We start from the raw sequence: 18,935 nt of genomic DNA, 5'->3' as shown, positions 1-18,935 counted from the left end.
GTGTACGGCTTTGTCTCAACAAAAAAATTATGCTTATGAAAAGATCTACCCTTCTCTTGTTTTGTTGCGCAGTAAGCGTGATCAGTTTCGCCCAGGTTAAATCACAATATCAATACAGTACCAGCATGCCTTACGGCACGTTAGACATCCGCACCAGGATCTCGTCTACCGATTATTATTACCTCAAAGAAAACCAGACATTTGCTTTTCGCGAAAGCTCGCCCGGCGTGAAAACAAACAGTTACCTTGATATGACGGGGTTCGACTCCAGCCCTTATAAGCAAGGCCATCTGCGGCGCAAGACGGGCACGGTAGATAAGTTTGTGATGAACTATCGCCTGCTGTTTCCCAACAACTATAGCACCACCTACGCCGAAGGTTACCCATTGATAGTGTTGCTGCACGGAGCAGGCGAGCGTGCAAACTGCCTGTACAATAATTGTTATCATGGTGGCTGGACGTACGAGCCCAATACCAACTCGCCGCCGGCGCCTACCACTGCCACACACAAGCTTCTGAATAACGATCACAACCTGAACATAGGCGGCAAGCAGCACCTCGACGCACGAAACCTTGCCGGCACACGGTTGCCCAACGACCCCTCTATGCCTTCGCGTGCATTTCCGGGTTTTGTGCTGGTGGCGCAGATGTTCAATGAGTGGGAGCCACTGCAGGTGCAAGACCTGATCAGGATTGTGCGGCTGCATTGCGAAAAATACAAAATAGACCAGAACCGCATTTACATCCACGGCCTGTCTATTGGCGGCTATGCGGTGTATGAAGCGCTGAAGAGGGCACCCTGGCTTTTTGCTGCGGCGCTGCCCATGTCTGCCATCAACGATGCGGGCATCTTTAAAGACAACCAGCAGGCTAAGGTAGTGCACATCCCCATCTGGACTTTTCAGGGTGGGCAAGACACCAAGCCCACACCCACCACCACCAATACCATAGTGAATAATTTCAGAAATGCGGGGGCCATTGTGAAGTATACCATCTACTCAGACCTGGGCCACAACGTATGGAACAGGGCTTACGGCGAGGCTGACTTCTTTAAGTGGATGCTGTCTAAGAACAAAGCGAACATTCACGCTTATAAAGACATTAAAGTGATTGTGAAGAGCAGCAGCCAATACCCCAAGCTGATGCTGGGTGAAGGTTTTCTGGCTTACCAGTGGGAGCGCAACGGTGCCATTATCTCAGGGGCAACCTCTAACACTTACACGGCCACTGTACCGGGCACCTATAGGGCAAGGTTCAGCAGGCTTTCATCAGCGCCTACCGCCAGCCAGTGGAACAAGTGGTCGGCCCCGGTAACCATCACCGAAACCACCACGGCAACGCAGCTGGCGGCAGCAGGTGAGCCTGAAGATATTGTGACTGATCTTGCTGAACAAGAGTTTGCAGTTTCACTTTACCCCAACCCTGCAAAGGCTGGCAACATGAACCTGCAGATAAGCACACCGGCCAGTGCACCCATAGAGGTAAGGTTGGTAGACCAACTGGGTGTTGAGCATTACAGAGGTGCCTTTTCAGTGGAGGAGCTGCAGCAAGAGCAGCAACTGAATGTGCCAACGTTACCGGATGGTATTTATATATTGTGGGTAAACCAGGAGGATAGGCAGCTGAAACAGAGAGTGGTGGTGAGGAATTGATTCTTAGGATCTTGGCTTAACGAGTCAGGGAAAATCTGTTTGCCGTATCATACTCTTACTGGCCCAGCTATGTTTCTGAATATATAATTGACCTGAAATAGGGTGATGTTTCCTGTTGCATACGCTCCGTGGTGAGGTTTGTCACACTCTGGAGACAAGCTTTATTCGTTTCTTTTTATTTCAGAATGGCGGGAGTCCTCCAAAAACAAAATGGTCCGCATCAGCGAGGGCAGAAGGGAGGGCATGTTAATCCAGAAGATACAAAAACCCCTTCGAACAAGTCTATTATTTCACTGAGAGCGTCAGATACACTCGGAGGTAGCGAAAATGTAACTGACATACCTTTTCTTTCATAGGCGCCTCGCTCCAAAATCCTTGTTTCCCTAGCAGTTACGTTTTGGTAGGGTTTTCTATCCTTTTCCATAATATTTGATAAGGCCCAATTGAGCAGTTTTACAGAATCGGAAGTTTCTATTGGATTTAAGCACAAATGACGCGCCTTGCCATTTTTGATTACGCAAACCGCCATTTGATGCGCTTCACATTCAACAGTACCGCCTGGCGGGAGTGGACAGTCGCATATATTTTTAGTTGCCATATCAAATTTTTTGAATGGTGTAAATATCGTCTGTAAGCGTTACTTTATAACTTGGAAGTCGATCCGCGAAATATTTCAGTCTCTTTAATGCCTCGAGCGCGTTCCTTGTATGCAATTCTCTGGTTTTTAATTTAGAGGAAAGTTCTGCATCTGTGAATCCATCGATGTGATATAAGCTGCGATCAACTTCACATATTTTGGCAACAGCTTGCTCAAAAGTCCATCCCTGAGGAATTGAAAAATTGAAGCCGTCGATATCATGCCTAACGGCGCTCACTTTCTTTTTAAAAAAAACCACTAAAAACAGTGCGACTCCTGCTGTTCCTGAAATGCCAAATTTGAATCCGTCAGACAACTTAGCATCTAGCTGAAATAATACGTCTCCTGTAATAAACCCGCCTGCAAAACCGGCGCATATGCTCATAAAAAAATGTAAGATATCCTTTTGGGTGCTGCTTAGTTTGTCCGGAATGAAAAGGAAAGCAATTAGAACAAGTAATAACAAAGCTAAAAAAGCAAAACCAATCCATAGCGCAGGGGTCATAAGGAATAGGGTAGTTAGAATTTATAAACGGCTAGCAACTGGATTCCCGGTGGGCTGTGATCAGTTGGATCGGGTGGGGCAGGGAATCTTACAACAAGATAGACAATATTTTTAAGATGTAGAATTCGGGCCCTGTTAGAATATGCCATTAGAATCTAGGCTATCGGAAAGCGCCTGAATGTTTGGTTTGCAGCTTGCTAGATCAAGTCTGGACCTATTTCGAATTCGTATAATACACAAAGCAGCCGATCGCAGTTTTTCTTAAAAGTGCCAGTAATACGATCAAAATGGATTACCGGAATATTAGATTGAATAGTTGAATTTTCGTGTTGCCCGAATGAAATAGTATAAGAAATAGCCACTTCGTTTTTCGGCTATTGCGTCTCTGTAACTTCATTCAGAGTTGTTGTGCCAGGTGGATAAAAGAAAAGAGTCCCGCAACGCGGGACTCTTGGACAACGGACGGGATGGGCACTTGATAGAGAATCGAACAGGTGGGCACAAAGTTTAATTCAGGTATCTGTTGATGCGGTATCGGCCTGATACTGCCTTGATCCATTTCAGGATCTTGATCTCACTGATGGTTTTTGTACCGCCGCGCAAAAGCGTTCTGAGATCTTCGGCCATAGCCTTCGCACCGGGTACATTCATTTTTTCTGCCTGCTTTACGCTGTGATAGAAGGCAAGTGAAGCCACGTAGGCTTCACTGCCAGAGAGGGTCATCGTATCGTTCACATCGGAGTATAGTTGTTCTATTGGTCTGAATATTTGCGCGATCTGGTCTACCACTTCGAGATCAGTTTTCAATGATTTTATATTGATATACGAGGGAACGAAGCCCGTATGAGTTTGCGCATAGTCTAGTGCCCGCTGCACAAACGGTGAAATTCCATCGCTCATTCGAGGCATCTCCTGGCGTTCCACCGCCGTTAGCGTGACCAGGTAAGGTTTTAATATCGCTTTGATTACAGCCAACCCGTCAATTACCTTTTTCAGGTCTTCCGGCTTGAGTTGAAGTTTGTTCTCCTGTGGCATAACGCTCGGGTTAGTGCATCAATACCCGAATGTAAAATGGAAAAGCTGAAAGTGTACTGCCAAAATTATTTTTGTCAGGAAAACCAGACATGAAAGTTGTCAGGTTTTCCTGACAAATCACTAAATTAGAGAAGTGATGGTAAGACTTGCTGGCCGACGGATCACGCTGTGGCTACTGGATTCACACTAAATCGGAACATGAGTAACAAGATAGGCGTTTTGTTGGTTGACGACGAGGCCATGGTACGACAGGGGTTTAAAGCGTTACTCAGTACGGAAAATTCTATAAAAGCGATCTACGAAGCAGGCAATGCTTCAGAATTTAAAAAACAGCTCGCCACGGTCCCGATAGACGTGATATTACTCGACATACGGCTTAAAGACACCAACGGCTTGGAGTTGATGGAGGTGATCAAAAAAAGCGCGCAGCAACCCAAAGTGATCGCAGTAACAGGGTTAGACGGTGCTGAGATGATCATTAACCTGCTCAAAGCGGGCGTCAATGGCATCGTACACAAACTTGACGGCTTTGACGAAGTCCTTAAGGCGATTAAAACAGTAATGCTTTCCGACTGCTATTTTCCTCCCAACATTCTTAAGATTATACAAGATAACCTGCACCGATGGGAAAAGATCCACTCAGTGCCTCTAACAGCTCAGGAGAAAGACATTTTAAGGGCGTTGGCAGATGGGCAAACTACAAAAGAAATTGCGCCACAGCTGAAAGTAACCTTAGCCACGGCTGAGACATATAGGATCAGATTAATGCGGAAAGTAGGCGTGCAGAACACCGCCGGACTATTGGCCTATGCGTTTCGCAATGGGATATTATGATTAAGCACAACGCTTTACTAATCTTTTGGTGTCACGTTGTCGTGCCTGGAGTTTATCTGCAGTTCATGTTCGGCTGTGTTTAAGACCTCCGTCAGAAAATCCCGGAGAATGACAATGTCGCCAAGCGTTAAGACATGGATGAAATTGGATTTTTTTCTTTTACCGTCGGCGCAGACGTGGATGGAGTTGATGTGCAGACAATTATTGATCTTCAAAAAGATGGGCTCGAACTCGATCATGGTTTCCTGTTCGTTGTTCGTCTGCCAGCTCCTGAAACTCTGCAGTGTTTTCAATCCTCTGTTATTCAATATTATTCTCATGCGTCTGGAGCAGATTTGCCTTGTAGGATTTCGTGACGGTTGATCATACTATTTCAAACGATACCTTTTGACAGTGGATCCCTTAAGCTGATTTTTGTTCTTGCTTCGAGAAACACATTTTGAGATCCTCTGATATCACCTTTGTTCCTGGGATATTGATCTTTGTTGCGTGCTTCACACTATTATAAAAGGCAAGTGAAGCCATGAAGGCCTCACTGCCTGAGAGGGTAATAGTATCGTTGAGATTGTGGTATAGTTCCTCCACTGGTTTGAAGATACGAAGCAGGCCTTCTACCGTCTGGAGATCAGTTTTAAGCTCATTCACATCGATATAGACAGGCACAAGCCCGGGGTTTTTTCTGGCGTACTCCAGCGCCATTTGTACAAACGGCAAAGTTCCTTCGCTCATCTTGGGCAATGCTTGCCGTTCAGCCTGTGTAAGTGAGATGAGGTATGGCTTCAATGACTCGTTTGCGTCGTTCAAAGCATTGAATATCTTTTGCAGGTTTTCGGGCTTGAGGGTGAATGGTCTGTTCTCCTGTGGCATAACTTTAGGGTTAGTGCGTTGTTGACCCGAAAGTAAGTGCAGATATTCTTCTGTGCACCATTCAAACTCATTATGGTAGGAAAACCTAACAATACTGTGTTAGGTTTTCCTACCATAAACCTTAATTTAGGGTGATTTTATTGTTTACATGGGCAGGTTTGACTGTCGAGGAACATTTTCAAGGAGATGACGATATTGAGATCCGTACCGGCCAATAAGTTGAATATACTGATCGTGGATGACGAAGCCCTGCTCAGGGAAGGGTTGCGGTTGTTGCTGCAAAAGGAAGTATTTACAGGTGCAGTCTACGAAGCTGATGATGAAGAAACCTTCATGCACCAGCTTGGAGCCAATAAGATTGACCTTGTTTTGCTTGATATCCGATTGCGGAAGATCAGTGGACTGGAGTTATTTAGAAAGATGAAACACCTGAGCAGCCAGCCATACGTCATTGCTGTTACTGGTCTCGATGGCATAGAGGTGGTCGTAGAGCTTTTAAAGTCTGGCGTGAACGGTATTGTATACAAGTTAGACGGCTACGTGGAGATCAGTAATGCAATAAAGGGCGTACTCGATTCAGGCAGCTATTTTCCAAAAAGCGTTCTCACAATCATTCAAAATAATAGTTATCATTGGGCGGATATTCCGTCAGTATTGCTGTCTTCTCAGGAGAAGGAACTTTTAAAGGCAATAGCCACCGGAGTTACTTCCAAAGAAATTGCTTCGATGCTGAAAAGAAGTCCTGGTTCCACGGAAACTTTCAGGATCAGGTTGATGCGAAAAGTAGGTGTGACAAATACCGCAGCATTGCTCGTCTATGCCTTTCGCAATGGAATACTATGATCTTTGCATGTATGTAAGTCGGCATTCATCGATTTGTATGCAGTATCAGCTTCGCTAACAATCCTTTTGTGCCTTGCCGATAGTCAATCGAAGCTCCTATCGCTTGAGATCTCATTTTTAACGTGTTGTTCTTTTTTTTGAGCCGATTGATGAATTCAGGTATGCGGGAGAATCCGCTTCCGTCGTCTTCTACTTCCATGACAAGTTTATTTGCCTGCCATTGAACACGAACCCAGATGTGCCATGCAGCCGAATGTTTGAATGCATTTTGGATCAGTTCCTGTGCAATACGCAAGACGTGCATTTCTACCTGTTCGCTCATGGGTATGGGATCGCCCTCCGTTGAGAAGTGGACATGTCCTGTGCCAGGGTGCTCCATGGTTAGGCAAAGCGTTTCAAGCATTTTGATCAGCGTATCGCCTTCCATGCGTACGGGCAGTAGCCTGCGCGATAGATTTTTTACGGCGCGGGTCACCTGCTCAAAATCACTTTTCATTTTGATTACAAGCGTTTCAATCTCTGCAGGATCGCTAGATGATCGTTCGATCCTGTCCATATAAAGCCTGAAAATGGAAAGTTTCTGTATCAGGTCATCATGCAGCTCGGCGCCCATTTGCGAGATCACCTGGTCGCAGGCTTCGGCTGCACGTTTTGATATCTCTGATTCAAAATTTTTGCGGGAGACAAAGAATGGCATTACGGTAACTATTTTTTTAGCTAAATTATATTGTTCAGCAACTTTTCAAAGTTATGATCATTTGAAATACAAATGTTATCAGTTTCGGTATCGTTTACATTTTTTCTTCTGCAAAACGTTAAGATCCTGAAAATACAATTTGTAAATTATTAGTCCTTATGAAATTGTTACACATTCCCAGCAGGTATCTGTGGATGATAGTCTGTGCTTTCATGCCATTATGCGTCTATCCTCAGCAGCAAAAGATCGACTCGCTGCAGTCCCTGATTCAAAAGGGCTCAGGCATTTCTAAATACGATCCATTGATCAGCCTTGTACGTCTGCACGGAGCTGTGAATAACAACGCTGTTGCGCTTGAACTAGCCAGAGAAGCGAGGGAATTGGCTTTTCAGGCTGCCGATACAGCTAAAATAGTTCAATCTTCGCGGATCGTCGGACAATTGTTGAATAGGTTGTTAATGTATAGAGAAGCGGATAAGGTTTTAACAGAGATTCTACCGGTTGCCAAAAGACACAGCCTAAGAACCGATCATTCTGCAATATTGAACAGTCTTGCAGTTATAAACACATATTACGCGAAATACGACAGGGCGCTTGATTTGAATTTTCAGGCGTTAACGCTTCGTCAGCAAGACAGAGATGAGGATGCAATGGCTACTACGCTCAATAACATTGGGGTATTGTATTATAAGCTTAACGATTATGCCAGGGGATTGTCTTATTTTAAGCAGGCGTTGCAGCTGCGAAAAAAGTTAAATGATGACTTTGAACGCGAGACGCTTTTGGCTAACATAAGCCTTTGTCATGCCCAAATGAACAGTCTTTTAGCCGCGAGGCGATTTGCTGATAGTACGCTGGCCTATTGCCGGCATAGGCAATGTAAAGAGGACGCAAAGGTGGATGCTTTCTTCAGCCTGGGTATGGTTTATTTCCTTCAGAAGAAACTGCGCGCAGCGGAAATCTTTTTTTTGCGATCCTACCACCTGGCGGGGCAGCTTGGAAATGCCCGATATCAACTCGATAATATTAACTACCTGGCTGAGATATATATTTTACGCAAAGACCTTGGTAAGGCGACTGTCTATTTAAAAGCTGCCGAAAAGCTGATTGCACAAGGCGAACCATTCAATCTTGAAATGATCAAGGTATACAAGCGTTTCTCGCAAGTCTATGATAGTAAAGGTGATTTGAAAGAAGCGCTACGTTATCAGAAGAAATACAACCAGTTGAAAGACAGTATTTACAATGATGAATTGACTACGAACCTGATGAAGTTAGAAGCGGAGCACTTGGAAAAACAAAATCAGGCACGGATAGCTGCTCAGGATGAGGTACTGGGACTGAAAGATGCTGCGATTAGACGACAGATCCTGCTCAATATTCTTATCGGTGTTGTGGCGGCCATGGCTGTATCGCTGGCAATAATTCTTTTCAAAAGTAACCGGCGGAAACAAGTTATCAATGTGATTCTCGATGAAAGGGTGAAGGAACGAACAAAGCAATTGGAAGAAAATCATGAGATGCTGATAGGGACTTTGAACGAGAGGAACATGTCTATTGAAAAGACATCAGGTCAATTGAGAAAAACGCTGGCTTCTATTAAAGGATTGTGCGAAGTAGGATTGCTGGAAATTGATGACCCGGCATCCACGAAGCGCTGTATCGACGGTGTGATTATGATGTCTGATCAGTTGGCACTGGGCCTTCGGTATTTTCAGGAAGGTGTTGGTGGCTCATATGGCGTGAATAAACCCTAAGAGGTTTAATTACTCCAATGCAACGTATTGCTAAAGACTCTTTTAAATATGAATTTAAAAATCATTCTAACCACAGTATTTTCCATAATTATTTTATTCGGTGTGAATGGACAGAAGATCGATTCATTAAGATCTCTGCTTAAACAAAAAAATGGCGCTGAAAGAGCTGATGTGTTGTTTGAATTGGCTCGTCAATATATACGTTCTGACCAGGACTCGGCTGCGGCGTGTTCTGGTTTAGAAGGATATAAAATTGCGATAAACCTGAACGATAGTTTAAGGATCGTTAAGACAGGAAGAGCTACAGCCAGTGCATTGAGATACCTGGGAAAGGTTGACTCAGCAATGGTTCTATATCAAAAGATACTCCCAATGAGCCAAAAGTTGAAAAACTCGTTTGAGTATGTTAATATTTTGAGTGGCATGGGCCTGGCATATAATTTCAAGGCGGAATATGACAAAGCATTGCGATTTTTCTTTCAAGAGCTTGAGCAGGAAAAAATCAGAAATGATGAAGGAGGGATAGCGATAACATTAAATAATATAGGTATTGTTTATTACAAGCTGAAGAATTATAAGAAAGGCAGAGCACTTTTTGAAGAAACGATAGCTTTAAAAAAGAAACTAAACGATAAATACGATTTAGACATTGCTTACATTAACCTTGGCCTCTGCTATGCATATCTTGGCGATTTCATTCCCGCTCGATCAAATATTCTTCAGGGCATTAAAGTCTGCGGAGACCACTGTAAGGATTACGTAATAGAAAGTGCTGACTTTGCCCTTGGAGTAGTTTCATTTGGGTTGAAACAATATGGCGACGCCGAAACTTATTTTTTGCGATCGTATGCTATGTCGAAGAAAACACATAACATACGATATCAGTTTGATAACATTGATTATCTCACACAGATTTATCTTCACCAGAATCGCATCAAAGATGCTGCACAATATTTACGCACGGCTGAAGTGCTTATTAATGCAGGCGCGCCTTATAATCTTGAAGTAATCAAAATATATTCTCGGTTCATCGAACTCTATAGCAGAACTGGCGACTATAAAAAGGCCACATTTTATCAACAGAAATATATTCAGGTGAAAGATAGTGTTTACAGCGAGGAACTTACAAATAAGCTAATGAAGGTGGAGACGGAATATCTGGAACGCGAAAATAACGCAAAGATAGCATCACAAGCGCAAATTCTTCACCTAAAAGAAGCGGTGATCAACCGACAACAATTGTTGATTGTTTTTGCGTGTTGCATGACAGTGATGTTGGCGTTGTTGGCCGTCTTGCTGATCAGAAGTAACCGTCGGAAAAAGGCAATAAACAAAATTCTCGATGAAAGGGTTAGGGACAGAACAAGGCAGTTAGAACAAAAGCAAGAAGCATTACTTCATGCACATCGGGAAAATAAAATACTTGTTGAAAGAGCATCGTATAACATGAGAAGTTCGCTGGCGTCTATCAAGGGGCTATGTACAACTGGCGTGCACGATCTCGGCGATCCAAATGCGAGGCAATACATGGTCCAGGTGAATATGTTGTCTGACCACCTGGAGTCGGAAGTGCAACGTTTCCAAAACGCGTTTAGCGATGTTGCTGTTGGGCGTTCATGATCCTGCCGTAAGGCCCTCCGCGTAAAGGTATACCATAAAAAAGTATCCAGAGTATAAACACTGCGAGCATGACTTTTAAGACAACGGGAATTATCCTTTTCCTAATTTTGATTTCTTTCAATACCAGATGTCAAAATCGCAAAATCGATTCATTAAAATTACTCGTTCCGAAAAGAGAAGGCATTGACAAGGCCAACGTTCTTTATCATTTAGGACGTCAATATAATCTCATTGACCAAAATATTCCTGCAGTAATTACTGCCCTCGAAGGATATGAGATTGCAAGGAACTTGAATGATAGTTTGATGATCGTTCAAAATGGGAGAATTGCGGCCGCTGGACTAAGGAGCAATGGTGAAGTTGATTCCGCTATAAGGATTTATGAGAGGATATTGCCATTGAGCATGAAATATAAGAAATCACTTCCTCATCTTTTTATTCTCAATGGCCTGGCTTTGTGCTATACATTTACAGCTGAATATGATAAAGCCTTGCCGCTTTTTTTTCAATACCTTGAAGGTAATCGAAATAGCCACAATGCCGGCGGAGAGTCGATGGCTTTGAATAACATTGGACTGGTCTATTATAAACTGAAGGATTATAGGAAAGCGAAGGGATTTTTTGTGGAAGCCATCGCTCTAAAGAGAAAGATAAATGACAACTACGACCTCGGCGCGGCCTTTATTAATCTTGGCCTTTGCGATGCCTATCTTGGTAATTACGCTGATGCAAAAGAGAACGTTCTAAAAGGACTTAAGGTCAATGACAACAATTCTTCTGCGTATGAATTTGTATGTGCAGAGTTTGCAATGGGCGTTATTTACTTCGGGCTAAGGGAGTATGGAAACGCTGAACATCATTTTTTAAAGTCTTACCATCTCGCGGAAAAGAATGATTATGGTCGGTTCCAGTTTGATAATGTAGACTATCTGTCACAAATGTATCTTATGCAAAAACCGTGTCAGTGATGCTTCTTTTTATCTGAGCAAAGCTGAGGCGCTGATAGAAGGAGGTGAGCCCTATAACCTCGAAATGATCAAAATATACTCACGGTTCTTTCAGATGTACAACAAGGTTAAAAACCATGAACGAGCGTCATTTTATCAACAGAAGTACATTGCCTTGAAAGACAGCGTTTATAATGAAGAGCTCACCATCAACCTGATGAAGATAGAGGCCGACTACCAGGAGCGGGAGAACAGGGCCAAGATTGCTGCGCAAGAGCAAGTACTTCGATTGAAGGAAGAGATCATCAACGGTCAGCAAATCTTAAACATAGTAGCCAGTACCCTGGTATTGATAGTGGTAGCATTCAGTATCGTGCTGTGGAGAAATTATACGCGGAAGAAGCGCGCTAACATCATTCTTGATGCGAAGGTAAAATCGCGCACCGCCGAGCTTGAATTAAGCCGGGATGTTTTAATAACAGCTCTTTCTAGTCGTAATATGCTAATCGATCGCGCTGTGTCAGACGTGAAGGAAGCATTGTCTACCATGCAGGGATTGTGCGTGATAGGACTTAAAGATGTTTCAGACCCAACTGCACGTCAGTACATGCACCAGTTGGAGAAAACTTCGCACCATATGGCTACAGGCTTACAGTCACTTTTTCATATAAAGGACCAGATTGTAAATGCGCATATCCGAAAGTAAAAACGAATGCATTCATAATAATTAGGAAAATCATTTATCCGATAGTTCAACAGAGCCGTCTGGACGAAGCGGAACGTTACCTGCATAAGGCCACGGCGTTGATCAATGAATCTGTGGCGCTTAATCTGGAGCTGATCAAGGTTTATGCGTTGTTCGTGGAGTTCTATGATCTGAAGAATAACTGGCAAAACTGGGCTGAGTATCAGCAAACGTACATTGCGTTGAAGGATAGCATTTACAACGATCGGGTTGCCAACAGCCTGATGAAGATCGAGTCAACATACCTGGAGCGTGAGAATACAACGAAGCTTGCTGCGCAAGAACAGATATTGATCTTAAATCAAGAAGTTATCAGCAGGCAAAATCTCATGAACATTTTCGCCGGTCTATTTTCTCTCCGCCTGATCGCCATTGCAGTGCTGCTTGCGCGTAGTAACAGAAAAAGCAAGACAATTAATAAGGCATGGACGAAAAGTTTGTGATCGCACAAGAACGTTAAAGACGAGAACGAGTGAATTGCTCACATCGTTTCGTGAGCGTGACCCGTCGATTCAACGAACGGCTAGAGATCTTAAAAAATCAATTGCAACAATAAAGGGGCTATGCGAGACTGGCTTAAAAGATATTGAGGATGCCGATGCGAAATTATACGTCAAAAAAGTAAACGCTATCTCGAGCAAATTGACTGACGCCGTAGAAAAACTAGACCTGCCAGATATAGTGCAATTAGAGCCGAATGCCCTGTTGAAGTCAATGTCTCTTTTGTAATAGAATGTGAAAGTAACCGCCACCAAACGCCCAAAAGTCTTTAAAATTCAATGATGTCAACTTACTGCACCTCTTGCAGCTTTTTCCCGTTTTTTTATGATTTTTAGCGTAAAAACAAAATAAAATTTGGTAAAAATGCTGTTCTTCCAATGTAAGGTTTATGGCGGGAATAGTAAAAAACTACTATTAAAGTAATACTTTAAGTGCCAAATTACATGACTTATGCTGTGTTATAAAATGAAGCTTAATGTTTAGACCCTAAAAATCCGATTAAGATTGGCAAATGAAACAGTTTTATCTGGCGCCCTCCTTGGAGGCTGGACAATCCCCTGAGGACGATTAGAATCCCCTCTCTTCCAAAATGGGGCAGAAGACTTTTCATCGATTAAGGTGAACTCGGTCTAATCTGACTACCTTAGAGCTTGTCTTCAGGAAAGCCAATTCCAATTCAAGGAAGTTTATTCGAACTGATAGTGTTCTAAATACGCCTTTAGTTCCAGTTTAAAATTTGTCCTCAGACAAAAAGCCGCCAATTGGCTCATTATTATGGCTTTGGACTACCGACGTAGTCTCCGAAACTTTGGCTTTTTCTTCTTTCGTAACCGATACGAATGTAAAAGACAATGTTGCTATCGCTGAGATGCCAAGAAATACAATTATTCTGGTTTTCATAAAGCTCGATGTTTAAGTATTGGTTTTGAAGGACGTTATTTGTTCAATAGGTTGGAAGTTTAAGTTAGGACTTCGGCAATTGGTGTTTGATCATTTAATTTTATAAGGATCAGTGCTTCCGCTACCGCCACCATTGTCAGTCTCTATAGTTGGAGTAACAGTTTCTTCTGTACAAGAAGTCACCGAAAGGATCGTAGCTAGTAGGAGTAAAGTGGTGTAAATTAATTTTTTCATGACTTTGTGGTTTTAGGTTTCAGTTAATTTTGTTGCTAAATTGTGGTTCAAAGATCCGTGTGTTTTTGTGAATCTTTTGAGGCATTAACCATCCTAGATTACTCGTGTACGAAAAAATTTTTTATAATCTAAAAAGACTCCCAATAATACTGGCCACACTTTTGGCTATCGAGACGGTTAGTTATGCCCAACAATCTAAAATTGACTCTCTTGAAAAAGTTATTCAGTCTAAATCGGGTCTTGAAACTTTCGAACCGCTAGTTGATCTTTTCATTCAGTATGCAGGCAAAGAAAATGACAAGGCGTTTCGAATTATCCAGCGAGCTTCAGAAGTAGCCCTTAAATTTGGCGACAGTGCAAAAATTGTTCGAGCGCAGAGAATCACTGGCCAATTTTTAAATAAGCAAGATCGATCTAAAGAGGCTATTGAAGTTCTATTAGAATGCTTGTCAATTGCCAAAAGAAATGATTTTAGAAGTGAATACAAGATCATATTAAATAACCTCGCATTAGCACACACTGTACTAGCAGAATATGATAAAGCGCTTGAGATACATTTTCAATCGCTAACTCTCCGTGAGATGGATGGTAATAAATCAGAGATAAGTATATCGCTCAATAATATTGGATTTGTGTACTTTAAATTGAAGAACTATAAGACTGCCCTTGAGTATTACCAGCGTTCTTTGGTCCTTAAAAAAGAAATAAATGATGAGTACGATCTTGACAGGCTTTACATTAATATTGGATTGTGTTATAATCAGCTGAAGAACTTTACGGAGGCACAACGTTACTTTACGGAAGGATTTAAAGTCTGCGGTGATAACTGTAATAATCAAACAGTCATCGAGGGTGAGTTCGGCCTTGGAGTTTCGAATTACTTCTTGGGCAATTTCAGTAAGGCCAAAATCTATTTTAAGAAATCTCATTCTATTTCTCAAAAATCCGGTAATAAAAGATTTGAAGCTGAGAACCTGATGTATTTAGGTCAAATATATTCTGATGAATCAAATCGAGATTCTGCACTACTCGTGCTCAGCCGGTGCGAGCAAATAGCACTTAAAAATGGTTACAACGAATTGTTAATTTCGTCATATAGAGAGTTTGCAGATGTTTATAATCATACTAAAGAGTTTGAGAAAGCATCCTACTATCAAAAGAAATACATAGCATTAAAAGATAGCGTTATAAGCGGCGCGTTAATTGACAGGCTAGCTAAAATCCAAACTGATTTTGCGGAACGGGAGAATAAAAAAATAATTGCAGATAAAGAAGAGCAAATCCAACGCCAGCGCTCCCTCAACTTTGCCATCATCATCATAGCCATCCTTGCCAGCCTGCTCATCTTTGTGCTCTACCGCAGCAACCGCGTAAAGAAAAAAGTGAACCAGGCACTGTCAGATGCCAAAGCCATTATTGAAGACCAAAACCGCCAGCTGCTCAGCTCAAACTACAACCTCGATAAAGAGCTTAAAGAAAAAAACACCGAGCTTGAAAAAGCCAACGAATCGCTGCTGCGCGTAAACGAAGAGCTCGATAACTTTATTTACAAAACCTCGCACGATATAAGGGGACCATTGGCAAGCCTCAAGGGCATGTGCAATGTGGCCCTCATGGATGTGAAAGATGCCCTGGCTTTGAACTACCTGAAGAAGCTAGACATCACCGCCGAAAAGCTCAACACCATACTCACACGCCTGCTCATTGTAAACCAGATCAACAACTCGGCGCTGGGTTTTGAAAAGATAGATTTTGTGGGCATAGTAAACGATGTGCTCATGCTCGAAAAGAAGAAGGGCCTGCCCCCCAGGCTCAAGATCAAAAAACATATAGACGACTCCATCGAGTTTTATTCAGACAAAGAGTTTGTGCGCATCATCCTTGAAAACCTCATCGATAACGCCATCAAGTTTTATAACGACTCCAACCGCATAGAGCCTTTTGTCGATATCACCATAACGGAACGCGACCAGTACATTACCATCAAAGTGATTGACAATGGCATCGGCATCAGCGAAGTTCACCCCGATAAGATCTTCCAAATGTTCTCACGCGCCTCTGAGCGGTCAGAGACCGGGGGTATAGGCCTGTACATCACCAAAACAGCTACAGAAAAGCTGGGAGGCAATGTGCACCTCAAAACAACGCCTGAAGGACACACCGAGTTTTTTGTTACCATTCCCCTTGCACCCATCAGGGTCATGGCCTGAAAAAATCACATTTTTTTAGGTGCTTTACTATTATCATCTTTGCCGCAGGATTTTTTTTCACAATTAATGGTTATCAGGTAAATACCTGATGCGCTTACAGGTTTGCTATCATGAAAAAGTTTAAACGATATACGGTTACGGCTGCTTTGCCTTATGCCAACGGCCCGTTGCACATTGGCCACATTGCCGGGGCATACTTGCCGGCCGATACCTATGTGCGCTTTCTGCGCCTGCGGGGAGAAGATGTGGCTTTTGTTTGTGGCTCTGACGAGCACGGCGTGGCCATTACCATCGGCGCCAAAAAGGAGGGACTCACGCCCCGCGAGTTTGTAGATAAGTACCACAACCTGATGAAAAAGGCCTTCACTGATTTTGGCATCTCGTTCGATATCTACTCACGCACCTCCAACGAAATACACTATAAAACGGCGCAAGACTTCTTCAAGAAGATCTATGACCAGGGGCTGTTTATAGAAGATACCTCAGACCAGTATTACGACGAGCAGGAGAAGATCTTTTTGGCCGACCGTTACATTGTGGGCACCTGCCCCAACTGCGGCCATCCCAATGCCTATGGCGACCAGTGCGAGAAGTGTGGCACCAGCCTGAGCCCCAAACAGCTTATCAACCCGCGCTCAACCGTGTCAGGCCAGGCGCCGGTGCTGCGGCCTACCAAGCACTGGTACTTTCCGCTCGATAAGTTTGAAACGTGGCTTAAAGACTGGCTCATAGAAGGCCATAAAGACGATTGGAAGATAAACGTATACGGCCAATGCAAATCGTGGATAGACCAGGGGCTGCAGCCGCGCTCCATTACGCGTGACCTGGAGTGGGGCATACCCGTGCCGTTGCCCGACGCCAAAGGCAAGGTGCTCTATGTGTGGTTTGATGCGCCCATAGGCTATATCTCGGCCACCAAAGAGCTGAAGCCCAACGACTGGGAGAAGTACTGGAAAGATCCTGAAACACGCCTTATCCATTTTATTGGCAAGGATAACATCGTGTTCCATTGCATCATCTTCCCCTCTATGCTCAAGGCCGAGGGAAGTTTCATACTGCCCGATAATGTGCCGGCCAACGAGTTTCTGAACCTTGAAGGCGAAAAGCTTTCTACATCGCGCAACCATGCCGTATGGCTTCATGAATACCTCGAAGACCTGCCCACGCGCAAAGACGAGCTGCGCTATGTGCTCAACTCCATTTCGCCCGAGACCAAAGACTCAGACTTTACCTGGAAAGATTACCAGCAGAAGGTGAACAGTGAGCTGGTGGCCATTCTCGGCAACTTTGTGAACCGTGTGATGGTGCTCACCTGGAAGTATTTTGATGGCAAGGTTCCTTCTGAGCATGAGCTGCCCGGCACCACTGATAAACGCAAGAAGATATTGGCCTCCTACACGCAGGCGCATACAGACCTGAACAAGACCGTGAAAGAGATGATCGGCGCCCTGAAAGATTTCAAGTTCCGCGAGGCGCAGTTCCAGATGATGAACCTGGCCCGCATCGGTAATAAATTTCTGGCCGACACCGAGCCCTGGAAGCTTGCAAAAGAAGATATGGAGGCCGTTGGGGCTATACTCAACTATGCTTTAACCGTGGTAGGCAACATCAGCATGGCCTGCGAGCCTTTTCTGCCCGGTGCCGCCGTGAGCATCCGCAGGCAGCTCAATGCCGCCGCCGTTGAAAACAAGTGGAAGGAATTCTGGACCAAAGAAGAATTGATCCACACCGTGCCCCAACATCATCAGCTGAACCCCGCTGAGCTGTTGTTCAGGAATGTTGAAGACACCGAGATTGAAAAACAAGTAGAACGTTTAAAGAAAAAAGAGAACAAACCCGCTGCCGCCATGCAGGAGAATGCCGTGAAACCCCTGAAGCCCGAAATTGTTTTTGACGATTTTGCAAAACTCGATATCCGCGTTGGCAAGGTGCTGGCCGCAGAAAAGATGGAGAAGTCAGACAAGCTTCTGAAGCTTCTGGTAGACAGCGGCGTAGATAAGCGCACCATCCTGAGTGGCATTGCCAAGCACTACACGGCCGAAGAGATGGTAGGCAAGCAGGTTACGTTCATTGCCAACCTGGCGCCCCGCAAAATGATGGGCATAGAAAGCCAGGGCATGATACTGATGGCCGAAGACGCAGACGGCAAGCTCAGGCTCATCCAGCCCAACACTGACGTGAACCCTGGGGCTACCGTTAGCTAGTAATATTTTCAGTTTCCGATCTCTGCATTGAATCGTGGAGATCGGAGCTGTCTCATCCTGATAACTTAACTACCGGGTCTCACGTCTCATCCCGATAGCTATCGGGGACTCACATCTCAAGTCTATTTCAATCATTAAAAAGGCTCATGGTGCGCTCGGGGCCAATGGTGCAGAAGCTGATCACCATCTCGTTTGCTTTTTTGATGATGGCCGGAAGCTTTTCAAATTCTTCCTGGGTAAAGTTGCTGAGCACAAAATCTACCTGCTGGCCTTTGCTGTAGTCGCTGCCAATGCCGAAGCGCAGCCGGCTGTAATCCTGCCCACCCAGGGTAAGCTCAATGTTCTTCAGGCCGTTGTGCCCCGCCGCGCTGCCTTTGGTGCGCATGCGCAGGCTGCCGAAGGGTAGGGCAATCTCGTCAACTATCACCAGCACATTTTCTTTGGGTATCTTCAGGTCGTTCATCCAATAGGCTACCGCTTTGCCGCTCAGGTTCATGTAGGTGTTGGGCTTGATCAGGTGCACGGTTTTGCCTTTGAACCTGAACTCGGCCCTGTCTGCCAGGCGTTCTGTTTTGAAGCTGGCCTGGTGCTCGTCTGCGAGCTGATCTGCCACCAGAAAGCCTATGTTATGCCGGGTAAGCTCATACTCGGGGCCAATGTTGCCCAAACCTGCTATCAGATATTTCATACAATCTCAAATAAACAAAAAATCCCGCCTTTGCGGGGCGGGATCTTCTGACAAATATC

17 protein-coding genes are annotated in these 18,935 nt (G+C 44.1%); 10 read left to right on the top strand and 7 right to left on the bottom strand.

Annotated elements, in window-relative coordinates; all coding sequences use genetic code 11:
* The first annotated feature begins 35 nt into the window (after window positions 1–35).
* On the top strand, window positions 36–1,652 hold the full coding sequence (locus KK083_RS20830; protein ID WP_254167234.1) for a prolyl oligopeptidase family serine peptidase: 1,617 nt from the start codon (window positions 36–38) through the stop codon (window positions 1,650–1,652).
* Window positions 1,653–2,251: 599 nt separating this feature from the next.
* Here the strand turns inward: KK083_RS20830 and KK083_RS20825 are convergent.
* Together KK083_RS20825 and KK083_RS20820 are read right to left on the bottom strand one after the other, a co-directional pair.
* The gene (locus tag KK083_RS20825; protein WP_254167231.1) at window positions 2,252–2,794 is read right to left on the bottom strand and encodes a hypothetical protein; all 543 of its coding nucleotides are present in this window, start codon (window positions 2,792–2,794) and stop codon (window positions 2,252–2,254) included.
* Window positions 2,795–3,301: 507 nt separating this feature from the next.
* Window positions 3,302–3,829: a hypothetical protein gene (locus KK083_RS20820; RefSeq protein ID WP_254167229.1), complete on the bottom strand. Its 528-nt coding sequence runs from the start codon at window positions 3,827–3,829 to the stop codon at window positions 3,302–3,304.
* 198 nt (window positions 3,830–4,027) lie between these two features.
* On the opposite strand from KK083_RS20820, the gene KK083_RS20815 reads away from it, so the two are divergent.
* On the top strand, window positions 4,028–4,663 hold the full coding sequence (locus KK083_RS20815; protein WP_254167227.1) for a response regulator transcription factor: 636 nt from the start codon (window positions 4,028–4,030) through the stop codon (window positions 4,661–4,663).
* Between the two features lie 17 nt (window positions 4,664–4,680).
* Here the strand turns inward: KK083_RS20815 and KK083_RS20810 are convergent, their stop codons facing one another.
* Entirely contained in the window at window positions 4,681–4,983 is a 303-nt protein-coding gene (locus KK083_RS20810; RefSeq protein ID WP_254167226.1) for a hypothetical protein, read from the bottom strand.
* Window positions 4,984–5,065: 82 nt separating this feature from the next.
* Window positions 5,066–5,530, bottom strand: coding sequence for a hypothetical protein (locus tag KK083_RS20805; protein WP_254167225.1), 465 nt, complete (start codon window positions 5,528–5,530; stop codon window positions 5,066–5,068).
* 234 nt (window positions 5,531–5,764) lie between these two features.
* Here KK083_RS20805 and KK083_RS20800 point away from each other — a divergent pair, with 234 nt between their 5' ends.
* Entirely contained in the window at window positions 5,765–6,373 is a 609-nt protein-coding gene (locus tag KK083_RS20800; protein WP_254167224.1) for a response regulator, read from the top strand.
* A gap of 25 nt (window positions 6,374–6,398) precedes the next feature.
* On the opposite strand, the gene KK083_RS20795 is transcribed toward KK083_RS20800, so the two are convergent.
* Window positions 6,399–7,070: a sensor histidine kinase gene (locus KK083_RS20795; protein ID WP_254167223.1), complete on the bottom strand. Its 672-nt coding sequence runs from the start codon at window positions 7,068–7,070 to the stop codon at window positions 6,399–6,401.
* Between the two features lie 158 nt (window positions 7,071–7,228).
* On the opposite strand from KK083_RS20795, the gene KK083_RS20790 reads away from it, so the two are divergent.
* The 5 genes from KK083_RS20790 to KK083_RS20770 all read left to right on the top strand — a co-directional run bounded on the left by KK083_RS20790 (window position 7,229) and on the right by KK083_RS20770 (window position 12,582).
* Window positions 7,229–8,827 (top strand): tetratricopeptide repeat protein, encoded by a 1,599-nt coding sequence (locus tag KK083_RS20790; protein ID WP_254167222.1) that lies wholly within the window; start codon window positions 7,229–7,231, stop codon window positions 8,825–8,827.
* Between the two features lie 48 nt (window positions 8,828–8,875).
* Window positions 8,876–10,447 (top strand): tetratricopeptide repeat protein, encoded by a 1,572-nt coding sequence (locus KK083_RS20785; RefSeq protein WP_254167221.1) that lies wholly within the window; start codon window positions 8,876–8,878, stop codon window positions 10,445–10,447.
* Window positions 10,448–10,515: 68 nt separating this feature from the next.
* Complete coding sequence (locus tag KK083_RS20780; RefSeq protein ID WP_254167219.1) at window positions 10,516–11,415, top strand: tetratricopeptide repeat protein; 900 nt, start codon at window positions 10,516–10,518, stop codon at window positions 11,413–11,415.
* Window positions 11,416–11,479: 64 nt separating this feature from the next.
* Window positions 11,480–12,100, top strand: a complete 621-nt coding sequence (locus KK083_RS20775; protein ID WP_254167218.1) for a hypothetical protein — start codon at window positions 11,480–11,482, stop codon at window positions 12,098–12,100.
* 113 nt (window positions 12,101–12,213) lie between these two features.
* Window positions 12,214–12,582 carry a hypothetical protein gene (locus KK083_RS20770; protein WP_254167217.1) on the top strand — a complete coding sequence of 123 codons (369 nt, stop codon included), beginning with the start codon at window positions 12,214–12,216 and terminating at the stop codon, window positions 12,580–12,582.
* 1,048 nt (window positions 12,583–13,630) lie between these two features.
* On the opposite strand, the gene KK083_RS20765 is transcribed toward KK083_RS20770, so the two are convergent.
* Window positions 13,631–13,774, bottom strand: a complete 144-nt coding sequence (locus KK083_RS20765; protein WP_254167216.1) for a hypothetical protein — start codon at window positions 13,772–13,774, stop codon at window positions 13,631–13,633.
* Between the two features lie 104 nt (window positions 13,775–13,878).
* On the opposite strand from KK083_RS20765, the gene KK083_RS20760 reads away from it, so the two are divergent.
* Together KK083_RS20760 and metG are read left to right on the top strand one after the other, a co-directional pair.
* Window positions 13,879–15,984, top strand: coding sequence for a tetratricopeptide repeat protein (locus tag KK083_RS20760; RefSeq protein WP_254167215.1), 2,106 nt, complete (start codon window positions 13,879–13,881; stop codon window positions 15,982–15,984).
* A 110-nt stretch (window positions 15,985–16,094) separates the two neighbouring features.
* On the top strand, window positions 16,095–18,188 hold the full coding sequence (metG, locus tag KK083_RS20755) for a methionine--tRNA ligase (RefSeq protein ID WP_254167214.1): 2,094 nt from the start codon (window positions 16,095–16,097) through the stop codon (window positions 18,186–18,188).
* 127 nt (window positions 18,189–18,315) lie between these two features.
* Here the strand turns inward: metG and pth are convergent, their stop codons facing one another.
* A complete protein-coding gene (gene pth / locus KK083_RS20750) occupies window positions 18,316–18,876 on the bottom strand; it encodes an aminoacyl-tRNA hydrolase (RefSeq protein ID WP_254167212.1) in 561 nt (186 codons plus the stop codon).
* Window positions 18,877–18,935: the final 59 nt, after the last annotated feature.

This window comes from Chryseosolibacter histidinae (assembly GCF_018598225.1).
Taxonomy (GTDB): domain Bacteria; phylum Bacteroidota; class Bacteroidia; order Cytophagales; family Cyclobacteriaceae; genus Chryseosolibacter; species Chryseosolibacter histidini.
The sequence above is the reverse complement of the archived record's forward strand: the minus strand, read 5'-3'. Positions and strand labels throughout refer to the sequence as shown.